This is a genomic window from Pedobacter agri PB92 (assembly GCF_000258495.1).
GTDB classification, from domain to species: domain Bacteria; phylum Bacteroidota; class Bacteroidia; order Sphingobacteriales; family Sphingobacteriaceae; genus Pedobacter; species Pedobacter agri.
Genome location: NZ_AJLG01000158.1, coordinates 1 through 11,601 on the forward strand (window position 1 = coordinate 1; position 11,601 = coordinate 11,601).

13 protein-coding genes are annotated in these 11,601 nt (G+C 35.9%); 10 read left to right on the plus strand and 3 right to left on the minus strand.

Going from position 1 to position 11,601, the window contains the following annotated elements:
* From ON09_RS18640 to ON09_RS18655, 4 genes are all read left to right on the plus strand, one after another.
* Positions 1 to 600, plus strand: a 600-nt coding sequence (locus ON09_RS18640) for a sensor histidine kinase (protein WP_010602582.1), incomplete at its 5' end; no start/stop codon positions are given.
* Positions 601 to 1,020, plus strand: coding sequence for a response regulator (locus tag ON09_RS18645; RefSeq protein ID WP_010602583.1), 420 nt, complete (start codon positions 601 to 603; stop codon positions 1,018 to 1,020).
* Positions 1,021 to 1,105: 85 nt separating this feature from the next.
* Positions 1,106 to 1,690: a biliverdin-producing heme oxygenase gene (locus ON09_RS24425; RefSeq protein WP_010602584.1), complete on the plus strand. Its 585-nt coding sequence runs from the start codon at positions 1,106 to 1,108 to the stop codon at positions 1,688 to 1,690.
* Positions 1,691 to 1,873: 183 nt separating this feature from the next.
* A complete protein-coding gene (locus ON09_RS18655) occupies positions 1,874 to 2,053 on the plus strand; it encodes a hypothetical protein (RefSeq protein WP_010602585.1) in 180 nt (59 codons plus the stop codon).
* A gap of 323 nt (positions 2,054 to 2,376) precedes the next feature.
* Here ON09_RS18655 and ON09_RS18660 read toward each other — a convergent pair whose 3' ends face one another.
* Together ON09_RS18660 and ON09_RS18665 are read right to left on the minus strand one after the other, a co-directional pair.
* Positions 2,377 to 3,411 carry an HmuY family protein gene (locus ON09_RS18660; protein ID WP_010602586.1) on the minus strand — a complete coding sequence of 345 codons (1,035 nt, stop codon included), beginning with the start codon at positions 3,409 to 3,411 and terminating at the stop codon, positions 2,377 to 2,379.
* Between the two features lie 23 nt (positions 3,412 to 3,434).
* Complete coding sequence (locus ON09_RS18665) at positions 3,435 to 5,513, minus strand: TonB-dependent receptor plug domain-containing protein (RefSeq protein ID WP_010602587.1); 2,079 nt, start codon at positions 5,511 to 5,513, stop codon at positions 3,435 to 3,437.
* A 101-nt stretch (positions 5,514 to 5,614) separates the two neighbouring features.
* Here ON09_RS18665 and ON09_RS24430 point away from each other — a divergent pair, with 101 nt between their 5' ends.
* The gene (locus ON09_RS24430; protein WP_010602588.1) at positions 5,615 to 6,547 is read left to right on the plus strand and encodes a helix-turn-helix transcriptional regulator; all 933 of its coding nucleotides are present in this window, start codon (positions 5,615 to 5,617) and stop codon (positions 6,545 to 6,547) included.
* A 23-nt stretch (positions 6,548 to 6,570) separates the two neighbouring features.
* Here ON09_RS24430 and ON09_RS18675 read toward each other — a convergent pair whose 3' ends face one another.
* On the minus strand, positions 6,571 to 7,587 hold the full coding sequence (locus tag ON09_RS18675) for a LacI family DNA-binding transcriptional regulator (RefSeq protein ID WP_010602589.1): 1,017 nt from the start codon (positions 7,585 to 7,587) through the stop codon (positions 6,571 to 6,573).
* Positions 7,588 to 7,744: 157 nt separating this feature from the next.
* Between ON09_RS18675 and ON09_RS18680 the strand changes: the two genes are divergently transcribed.
* The 5 genes from ON09_RS18680 to ON09_RS18700 all read left to right on the plus strand — a co-directional run bounded on the left by ON09_RS18680 (position 7,745) and on the right by ON09_RS18700 (position 11,569).
* On the plus strand, positions 7,745 to 9,097 hold the full coding sequence (locus tag ON09_RS18680) for a Gfo/Idh/MocA family protein (RefSeq protein ID WP_010602590.1): 1,353 nt from the start codon (positions 7,745 to 7,747) through the stop codon (positions 9,095 to 9,097).
* A 119-nt stretch (positions 9,098 to 9,216) separates the two neighbouring features.
* The gene (locus ON09_RS18685; RefSeq protein ID WP_039842867.1) at positions 9,217 to 10,308 is read left to right on the plus strand and encodes an MBL fold metallo-hydrolase; all 1,092 of its coding nucleotides are present in this window, start codon (positions 9,217 to 9,219) and stop codon (positions 10,306 to 10,308) included.
* A 57-nt stretch (positions 10,309 to 10,365) separates the two neighbouring features.
* Positions 10,366 to 10,728, plus strand: coding sequence for a hypothetical protein (locus tag ON09_RS18690; RefSeq protein WP_010602592.1), 363 nt, complete (start codon positions 10,366 to 10,368; stop codon positions 10,726 to 10,728).
* A gap of 44 nt (positions 10,729 to 10,772) precedes the next feature.
* Positions 10,773 to 11,372, plus strand: coding sequence for a hypothetical protein (locus ON09_RS18695; protein ID WP_010602593.1), 600 nt, complete (start codon positions 10,773 to 10,775; stop codon positions 11,370 to 11,372).
* Entirely contained in the window at positions 11,369 to 11,569 is a 201-nt protein-coding gene (locus ON09_RS18700; RefSeq protein ID WP_010602594.1) for a hypothetical protein, read from the plus strand. Before ON09_RS18695 ends, ON09_RS18700 begins: the two co-directional genes overlap by 4 nt.
* The last annotated feature ends 32 nt before the right edge of the window (positions 11,570 to 11,601 follow it).

An 11,601-nucleotide genomic window follows, 5' to 3' on the forward strand; every position in this document is an offset into this window, starting at 1 on the left:
ACGTACACACTCAGAGTTAATGCTCAAAACAAGAGCATTGACGAAAGTGGCCGAAAAATGTTAGACCGGATTTTACATGGTGCAGGCAAGATGAATTTCCTGATTAAGGAGATTTTGAATCTGGCAAGAGTTGGTCGCCTGGAAATTGTTTATGATAGCGTAAACATGCAGCTATTGCTTAAAGAAATTAGTGCAGAAGTATGGGCGGCTTTTAAAGCAGACAACGCCGAACTAGTTTTAGGCCAACTCGTAGATATTAAGGGTGATAAAACCATGATTGCACAAGTATTTACAAATTTAATTAGTAATGCTGTTAAATACTCATCAATGGTTGATAAGCCGAAAATTGAGGTTTCAGCACATGTAGATAGTGGTGAAACTATTTATGCAATTAAAGATAACGGTATGGGAATTGATAACCGTTATTACGACAGGGTTTTTGAGCTTTTTAAGCGTATGGACAATGTTAAAGATATTGAGGGAACAGGAGTAGGCCTGGCAATTGTGAAGCGTATTGTTGAAAGACATAACGGACGTGTTTGGTTCGAAAGTAAACTGAATGTAGGTTCGACATTTTATGTAGCCTTTAAAAATAGATAAATGAATACACCAGATATATTTTACGTGGAGGATGATATGGACTATGCATTTTTTATGCAAAGTGCCGTACAGGAAGTTAAAGATACTTTAAACCTAAGTATTGTAGAAGATGGAACTGAGGCTTTGGAAAAATTGCAGGCATTTGCCAATACCAAAACAAAACCAAAATTAATTTTACTGGATTTGAACCTGCCTGGTTTATCAGGTTTAGACTTGTTGAAATTTATTCGAGATATTCCATATTTGAAATCTGTGCCTGTAATACTATTTTCAACTTCTGATAATCCTGATGATGTAAAAGCATCAATCGAATTTGGTGCAAATGCCTATTTAACCAAACCCGACGGATATGACAACTTAGTAAAATGTGTCCATTCTGTTCACGATTTTTGGTTTAACCAACACTTACGGTTAAATTAATTTTGATAAAACACAAAAGATTCGAGTTTGATAATTCGAATCTTTTCTTTTTAATAACCTTTTAAATAATAGATAAAACCCAAGTATGATTGCCAATTTATTGAGGACACAAACGGCAGAAGGCCATGAGTCATTAGAATCATTAATGTTTGTTAATGAGATTATGAACAATACGTTAAGTGTAGAAAACTATAAAAAACTCTTAACCATCAATTATATCATTCACCAAAAATTAGAGAATAAATTAGCAAACATGCTCGATGCTGATTTAGCGGCGCAGCTTGATATGAAAAACAGATTTAAATTGGCTGCACTTGAAAAAGATTTAGCCTACTGGAACATTGATCCATTAACTTTACCTGAGCTGAATTTCGATTTATTTATACCTGGGCAAAATAATGCAGAGGTGTTAGGTGCACTGTACGTGCTGGAAGGAGCAACACTTGGCGGTAATGTGATTAAAAAGCATATTCTTGCCAATCCAAATTTTGCTAACCACGAAGATGGTTTAAATTATTATGGCGTTTACGGTGAAGAGTTAAGTGCAAAGTGGAAAAGTTTTGTTTCCATTCTCAATGAAAGTGTTACCGAGGCCGATTATGAACGTTGTATACATAGCGCAAACGAAACCTTTAATAATTTGATTTTGTTATCTAAACAGCTTGGTTAAATAGCCAAAATAGGAGTGAATAATTTCAAATATTACTTCTATAATACTGTCAGGGCATTTTTTCGATTGTTAGAATGTGCAAAACTTCTTCCAAATTAATATTTGCTTTCTGTTGTTAATTCAAGGTAAATATGTATTATTGAAAAAAATAAATTTTTTAAACCTTAAAAACATCAATTAGCGATGGAAAAATTCTCAAAAGTTAAAGCTGCTGTTGCTGCGATTGAAGCAGATGTAGAAAAATTTTATAATGCTGGCAATGCAGCTGCTGGTACTCGTGTGCGTAAAGCAATGCAAGATCTTAAAGTTTTAGCACAAGAAATCCGTGCAGAAGTAACTGACAAGAAAAACTCTGGAAAATAATATTTCGCGAGTATGAACGAAAAGGTCCCGACTATGGTCGGGACCTTTTTGCGTTAAAACGAATTTTGTAGCTATTTGCGGATTACGCAGTAAAAAACTGTTAGCTAATATTTTTGTTAATCACTATGAGATCGGATGGCACAGTCTTAGATCTGTCACCAAGTGCAACTCGTTCTTTACGGCATCCGAGTTTGATGAATTACATCTTTAGGTTTCCCCAGAGCTATCTCTAATTTAAATTGCTATAAAAGATAAAGCTCCCCATCGCGGGGAGCATCTATCCAACTAACAAAACATATTTTCTTATTGAGAGCGCATTAAAACTATCCCTTTTTAACGAGCTTGTATTCAAATACGGGCTTGCCTCGTTCACCACCGTCGCTTCCAACACCCATACTAACAAATCTTAATTTGTAAATATTACCTGCACCATCTTTTACTACATAAAAGCGGTCGGTTTTAATACCAGTACCTGTGGTTGATCTCCATTTACTTCCAATTGCATCTCTTGTATTAAGGAAGGCTAATCCTGAAATATTACTTTCGGCAAAAGTTGCGTAGGTTAAGGTGCTTGTGGCCACAACTTCAGCAGCAGAAACTCCTGCAAGGTTATTAGTTGCAATATAATCCTGGAACCAATAAGGGGAACCTAAACCTGAATTGTAAGTGCCGTAACTCCAAGAAAAATCCCAGTCAGTTTTTTTAGGTTCTACAGTAACTGTTTTATTGTTTTCCAATGAAACAAAAACAAGGTTGAAGTCTGAACTCTTCGCCACATCTAAGGTTTTAATAGCGGTTTCAGATAATCTTGCATATTGAACTTTATAGCCTGTGCCATTACGTGTAATTCTTACTTTGAACCATTTGTCTTTATCTTTGCTTCCTTCAAAACTGATTAAAAAAACTTTGTTATCTGCATCAGTTGCGCTAATTTCAGGAATAGCTGTTTTACTAATATCACCATCCCAGTTATCTACTAAGGTTGCTGTTGAAGCATCAGTAATATCATGATTCAGGTTTACCGTCGTTCCAGGATCAGCGATAGTAACGGCTGCAATGTCTGTTTTTGAAGTGCTAACCGCTGTGGTTTGATAGGCAGCATTTAGTACTACTCTAAATCTGCTATCAGATGTTAAACCGAAATTAAAGCTCTTTCTATCAACGGGTGTTGATTTATCAGTGCTTAGATCTGCAAAAACAATATTTGCATAGTTTGATTCAGCTGTTTTGCCACTCAAGGTTAAAGTTGCACCATCAGACGGCGGAACAACAATAATAGGCTCTTCAGTAGTTTTTTTACAAGCGGTAAAAGTGATTGCCAAAGCGGCAATTGCAATCATTGAGTTAAGTTTATTCATATTTTTATTTTGTGTTTTTTAAATTATTTATTCCAGTTAAAAGATACGCCAAGCACATATGAGCGGCCGTAACTATAGGGTACAGCGCCTCCGCCAGTGCTATGAGCACCTCCAGATGCAGTAGAAGTATTGCTCAATCGGGTTACATCAAATAGGTTTTTTACGCCAGCATTAATCGTAAAGTATTTATAGATGCTTTTATTCAACATTAAATCGGCTAAACTAAAACCGCCAATTTCTACAAGTTGGTAATCTGTAGTACTTGTGCCCACACTTTGATAACTTGGAACAGCACCAGAATATTTATAAAACAAACTGATGTTTGCCTTAATTTTCGGCAGGTTGTATAAGATGGTTGCCGTAATTTCTGGCGACCAGGCAAATTCAGGAATGGTTAAATCAGGATTGTTTTCCAGCTGATCATTATACCTGCCGATGTAAGATGCACCAATCGTGGCATTAAGGTTTTTATAAATGATGGTGTTGTCCAAAGTAAAACCTGTTGTTTTGTACTTTAAAACATTAAATAAGGTAGTCATGGTCGCATCTTGTGATGATTGCGCAAACGTAATTCTGTTTTTAAATAGATTATAGAAACCAGCAAGCGTAGAGCGGAATTGTAATTCAGTGGTATTCATTCCTGTCCATGTTAATGAACCATTAAAACTGTTTGATTCTTCTGCTTTTAAATTCGGATTGCCGATAATGTTATGACTGGCATCAACAAAATCATAGTATAGTTCTCTCAATGCCGGAGACCTGAAACCCCTTGCATAAGCTAATCTCAAATCAAAATAATCATTTAAAGAAAATTTCGTATTTAATGATGGAATGATTGGAGGCGCTGGATAAATGGAATTTTTGATCAATCTTAGTCCTGGTCTGATATTAATTCCTTTAATAGGTTTTATTTCTGACGATAGGAAGAAAGCATAATCATTAATCACAGGTGAGCCATTTATTCTTTGCCCGCTTGCAGCGTCTCTGTTATATTCAACTCCAGGCTGAAGGGAAACTTTTGGACTGACTATATATTGTGCTATTGCTCTAAAAATTGTTGAATTGAATTTCGCAGTATCCTGTTTTCCTTGTTCGGTACTTAAAACATCAGCACCGGTACTAAAATTGTGATTTATTGTTCGCGTTAATCGTGTTAAATCAGAATATCCGGCAATTGCAGTAATTTGTAATTGCGAATTTACGCTCCATTCTGATTGTAACTGATTGGTATATCGCTTGGTTTTATAAGTTTGCCATTCTGCAATATAGTTTAAGGTGTTCATCCCACCACGGCTGACGATTTCCTCGTGCAAACCATCTAAACGATACCAGATATTAAAATTTTCATTTCGGTAACCAATTTTGGTATTGGCTAGCCACTGCTCCTTTGGTTTCCATCTGCTGCCGTTGGCTAAGTCTTGGTCTACAATTTCTCTTGAAGTAGTACTTGGCTTGATATTCCAGCCAGCAAAATCATTGTGCGTCAAACCAGCCACAGCACTCCATCCATTATTTCGCCAGCTTAAACCAACATTTTGAATATGATTTCCTTTGTCAGAAAAAGCGCCATATTCTTTTCCAACGGTTTCTTCCTGGATTCTTGCGGTAACATTTACAAGAGATTTTCCTGCTTGCTTGGTGATGATATTGATGACACCAGCCAAAGCATCTGATCCGTAAACCACTGACATCGGTCCTTCAACAATTTCGATCCGCTCGATAGTATTAATGTCAATCTGGTTCAAACTTTCACGTGTGTCTGATCGGTCAATCATTGGTACACCGTCTAAAAGCACTTTTACATTTCTGCCTGTCATTCCCATAATTGTTACGTCAGTTGTTCCCAATGTCAAATCATTACTAAACCTAAAACCCAATTCGGTATTCAAAACCTGCTGTAAATTAACTGCACCACGCAACCTTATTTTTTCTGAACTAATAGTTCTAACATTATAAACTGAGCTTTTCATCGATTGCGGGCCAAATTGGCCAGTAACAACCACGTCTTTTAATTCGTTTGCCTTTGTAGTATCGCCTTTAATTTCCTGAGCCACAGCTATGAATCCAAATAGGGATAACACAATGAATAAATATATCTTCATTTATTTAGACTAATTATAAATAATTGTGCAAATTTGTGCATAATAAGAAAAACCAGATAACGCTAAACGGATAATTAATGCCGTAATACGGATTAAAAGAAATGGAAATTAAATTATCGGAACTGAAAACCGGAAAAGTCCTTTATACCAAGATATATGCAAGTAATTTCGAAACTGAATCAGATATTGAAGAGGTTGAGCGGATATTTTCCGGAGCGGATTATCAGGTAAAAATACACGAGAACTGGTTTGATGGAATTCATATCAATCTAACTGAGATCGAAACCGTAGGTGGTTTTGATTTTTTGTACGATACTACTGCAGGTAATATTGGATTTTGTTATTGTCTCGATGGTAATATAAATTGTTATTACAAAAACGGAGGCAATGACATAAGCTCGATAGCATCAAAACAACAACATGTTAATGATGAAGAATTAAACAATGTTGTACTAAGTGTTTCCGAAAAAGCAAGGTATGTTTATATCCAACTTACAAAATCTTACTTTGATAAGATAGCCGATGCTGAATTCAAACTAGAAAACTTATCAGTTAAAAAAAATATTCCTCCTGAAATTGATTTATTACTACAGGCAATTACTAATTCACCACATACAGGCAGACTAAAACGCATATTTATTGAGTCAAAGATTTTCGAACTCATCATATTTTACATCAGCCAAAAAACTAAAAAGGAAACTTTTTCACTGAAAAAAGTAGATATAGATAGAATTTTATTAGCGAAAAAAATTGTCGAGGGCAATTTGCAAAATCCAAATTCATTGATGGAACTTTCTAGAATGACTGGAATAAATGATTTTAAGTTGAAGAAAGGTTTTAAAGAAGTAACCGGCTATACGGTTTTTGGTTATCTTTATAAAATAAGGATGGAAAAAGCTTATCAATATCTCACTGTTGATAAGAAGCCCGTTAATGAAGTATCATTTTTAGTTGGATACAAAAACCCTCAGCATTTTATTGCTGCGTTTAAAAAGTTATATCACATTCTTCCGGGTAGTTTAAACAGAAATTGATTTTACACAAACGTTTGGCTTTATTATTTATTTACTTCATTAACAATTAAATCAGATTCAACTATGGTATTAAAAAATGCCTGATTTTCAGGATTTGGATTTGCCATCAAATCGAGGAGGATATTTGCCGCCTTTTGTCCCTGCAAATATGGGTATTGCTCCACAGAAGCAATAGGAGAATTATCTATATAACTGATAATTGGAAGATTAGCATAACTCACAATATCAAAATCGTTAATCACATTTAGCTTTTTAAAGTATTTAATTAGAAACAGCGCTACGTAATCATTAAAAGCAACAATTGCGGTAGGTTTTCTTTTATGATTTAAAAATTCATTTGCAGCTTCTATTGTTCCTTTTTCTGTTAAATCGCAATTTACAATAAGTGATGGATCAAATTTTAATCTATTAAAGCTAATGGCCTGTATATAGCCATCTTTACGTTCTTCGCTTGCAAAGAGCGTAGCTGGCCCATTAATCATTCCGATACTTCTATGGCCTTTCTTTAACAAATAATTAAGTGCCTTTACTGTAGCAGTTTCAAGACTGCAGGCCACATAATGAACATTTTTAAATGGCGGAATACGATCGAAAAACACAACCGGAATATTAAAGGTGTTCAGTTTTTCAAAATGATCAAAATTTGAGGTGTCTTTGCTGATGGATACCAGTAAACCATCCACTCGTTGATTTTTCATTTTCTCAACGAGCTTAACTTCTTGCTCGTAATTATCATGAGATTGCGCAAAAATCACGGTGTAGTTCTTTTTCAAAGCTTCATCTTCAATGGCCGATATAGCTGTTGAAAAGAAGTGCTCAGATAACTCAGGCAGGATCACGCCAATAGTATAAGTTTTTCCCTTTTGAAATAAAATTGCAGCATTATTAGGCTGGTAACTTAGTGATTTTGCCAGCTGCTTAATTTTTTCTCTGGTAACAGCTCCGATGCTCGGATGATCATGTAACCCCCTGGATACGCTGGAAGGGGATATTTTCAAAATTTTGGCGATTTCCTTAATCGTTGTTGGTTTTGATTGCATTGCGCCGCTAAACTACTTTTTCATTTTGTAAATTACTAAATTAATCAAACGTTTGCGTGATATTTTTTCCTTCTTTTTTTCTGAAGGTATTTAAATATCGATACATTAGGTTAACAATATTTTTAAAAATCGAACAAACGAGCAACAATTATAGCGTATGAATAGAAGACAATTTGTAAGAAATGCAGGTTTAACAACTGCGGCTTTTGCGACAATTCCAGATCAATCCATTTTTGCCTCAACCGCTAGTACAAAAGTCAAGGTGGTGATGATTGGAGTGGGGTTGAGGGGCCAAAATCACCTAAGCCTGCTTTTAAATAGAGATGATGTTGATCTGGTAGCCATTTGCGATGTGGATGATAAAATGTTAACCATGAGTAAAGCCATCATAGCAAAAAGCGGTAAACCAATGCCTAAAATTTTTAAGGGTGATGAAAATGCCTGGAAAAAGATGCTCGAACTAAAGGATATCAAAGCAGTAGTGATTTCAACGCCCTGGGAATTACACAAACCAATGATTTTGGGTGCCATTGGTGCTGGCATCAAATATATCGGCACAGAAGTAATATTAGGGATCAACTTGCAAGATCATTGGGATGTTGTCCATGCCGCGGAGGCGGGTGATGCACAGGTGATGATGTTGGAGAACGTTTGCTATCGCAGAGATGTTCTTGCTGCACTGAATATGGTACGCCAGGGTGTATTTGGCGAGATGATACATTTTCAAGGAGGCTATCAGCATGATTTACGAGAAGTTAAATTTAATGATGGAATCAATCCGTACGGCCACGGAGTTGAATTCGGTGAAAAGGGTTTTTCGGAAGCCAAATGGAGAACCAACCATTCGGTTTATCGTAATGGAGATTTATATCCAACACATGGTATTGGCCCAATAGCACAATGTATTGATATTAACAGGGGTAACCGCTTTTTAAAGCTAAACTCTTTTGCTACCAAATCTCGTGGTTTACATAATTATATTGTTGAAAAGGGTGGTACAACTCATCCAAATGCAAAAGTTAATTTTAGGCTCGGTGATATTGTAACAACCACTATAGATTGTGCAAACGGGGAAACCATCATCCTACAACACGATACAAACTTACCAAGACCTTATTCTTTAGGCTTCCGTTTTCAGGGTACTAAAGGTTTGTGGATGGATGTAAATAAGAGCATTTATGTTGAAGGAGTAAGTAAGCCGCATGCGTGGGACAATGCTAAAGACTGGTTAGATAAATACGATCATCCACTATGGAAAAAATATGGTAATGATGCACAAGGGGCGGGACATGGTGGAATGGATTTTTTCGTCATTAATGCATTCATTGAATCTGCGAAACGTAATTTGCCCACTCCACTCGATGTGTATGATGCGGCAGCTTGGAGTGCCATTACACCGTTAAGTGAGCAATCGATAGAATTAGGAAATGAAACAGTTGAATTTCCCGATTTCACCGGAGGCAAGTGGATGAGCAGAAAGCCAATATTCGCATTTAATGATGAATATTAAGCACTTTATTTGAGTTTTGAAATTTAAGCTCCAGGTTTGGAGCTTTTTTGCTTTTCGCTGACTTGATTATTTGATACATAAATGTGCAAATATGTACATTGGCCAAAATTTTAATTTACATGATTGCCCTTTACGCCATACTGATATTAACCGTTCTAGTTTTAATTATTACAAATCTTCCTGTATTTGGAAGATTACCTCGGGGATTGAGACTTGACAAAATTCATCACTTAAATAACTATCGTGATGGCGCTTTGCAGAACGAAAGCTTCACTCCAATGCAGCCTGAAGGCGTTAGTTTTTTCAAAGTGCTAAAAGCTTTTTTATTCGATAAGCATCCTGACAAAATTCCGCATAAAGCCTTAAAATTTACCCAGCCAGATCTCGATGGTAAACCTTTAAGTGCCGCTCCGGAAATTATTTGGTTTGGGCATTCATCTTACCTGATTAAAATAGATGATACAAGAATTCTGGTTGATCCGGTATTCAGCAAAACGCCTTCGCCGTTTTCGTTTATCGGAAGTAAGGCTTTTCCAGGAACTTCTTTTGTTAAAGCTGAGGATTTTAAGAACATTGATGTGTTGCTCATTACTCACGATCATTATGATCATTTAGATTATGAAAGTATAAAAATAGTCGCTCCAAATGTAAAAGAGATTGTCACATCAATTGGCGTAGGAGCGCATTTAGAAAGATGGGGAATTGAAAGTGATAAGATAAAAGAATTGTGCTGGACTGAATCTGCTCAGGTTAATGCGAATTTAAAATTCACAGCTGTTCCTGCAAGACATTTTACCGGAAGAAAATTTAAGCGAAACCAAACGCTTTGGTCTGCTTTTGTTTTACAATACAAAGAATGGAAATTGTTTTTAGGCGGAGATTCTGGTTATGACACCCATTTTTCGAAAATTGGAGAAGAGTATGGACCTTTTGATCTGGCTCTATTAGAATGCGGCCAATATAATGCCTATTGGCCACATATCCATATGTTCCCTGAAGAAACGGTTCAGGCTGCTATTGATTTAAAAGCAGAAGTTTTAATGCCAGTGCATTGGGCTAAATTTAGTTTAGCCATGCACCCATGGAATGAGCCAATCAATAGGGTAGTAAAGGCGGCAGCTGAAAAAAACCTTAAAATAGCAACGCCGCAACTTGGCCAAACACTAATTTTAAATAGTGAAATGCCTGTATCAAAATGGTGGATTGACTGATAAATTCGTAAACAATATTGTCCATCTCGTGTTTACAATTTAAAATCAAAATACTTTATGAAAACTGATCTTGTAGAAATTTTTCAAACGATAAGAGCTGGTTTACAGCCATACGCAACTCGAGGTTATACTGTACATGAAAATTCTGAAAGCGGGTACGATCTTTATAGCGAAAAAAATATCGAAAATGAAGGCGGTAAAACAACAGAACGATTTTTTGGCGGGATTTACATTAACGGGAATGAGGTAGAAGTAAAAGTAAATACAAATGAATTTTCAACTTCGAACCAGGAGTTGGTGCGCTTTGGTGATGATAAGTCGGGTTTAAAACTTACTGAACTTGATGACGTGAAATTGAAAGAAGTAGAGACACTAATTGAAATAATTCATGCGCACTTCAAAGAAAAGGAATGGATTTAAAGTTCTTTAGTTAATTTTGCCCAATATCACAATTACATAGATCATTGAGCAATTTAACAACAAAAGAAAATGCATGGCATCATCAAATAGTTTCAGCTTTGGCTGAGCTTAATTTGGGAAGCCATTTTTTTTTACTCGATCATTTTAGTCTCCTTTTTATCAATAAACACCAGCTCATTATTCATTTAGTTAATGTAAACAACCACTTCAAGCCAGCCGAATTAATAGCGTTACAGTTAAACTATTCTTCCGAGGGCATAAAACTGATCCATTTATGGGAAGACGTCTGGTTTGCCAAACCCCGGCAGGCATTAGCAAGAATAATGTCGCTGCTAGGGTTGAATAAGAAAATACATGGGCGCAAAACAAAAATTCATAAATTAGATAAAGTTGCCACTGAAACTTTTTTAAATGAAAATCATTTGCAAGCTTACGTAAGCTGTAGGTATAAATTGGGATTATTCGAGAATGATGATCTTATTGCTGTGGCTACATTTTCAGCGCTCCGCAAAATGTCACACAGTATCGATTATAAATCAGCTGAACTTATTCGCTTCGCAGTTAAGTCTGGCTATTCTGTCTCAGGTGGTTTAAGTAAGCTACTGATGATTTTTTCAAGCAATACAAACCCAATGATATCATGACCTATGCAGATCGCGATTGGTCAGCAGGTGAATCTTATCTTACTTTGGGATTTGATAAAACTGCTGTTTTAGCACCGCATTATTTTTCGTTGAATGAAGAAAAGGAAAGAAGCGTTGTTAAGGCACATCAACCAATGCAAATTAACGTCTTTAACACCGGAAGCCTAAAGTTTATCCTAAAAAATAAAAATGACTGATTTCAATCTCATCATTATTTTAGTGTGTACGT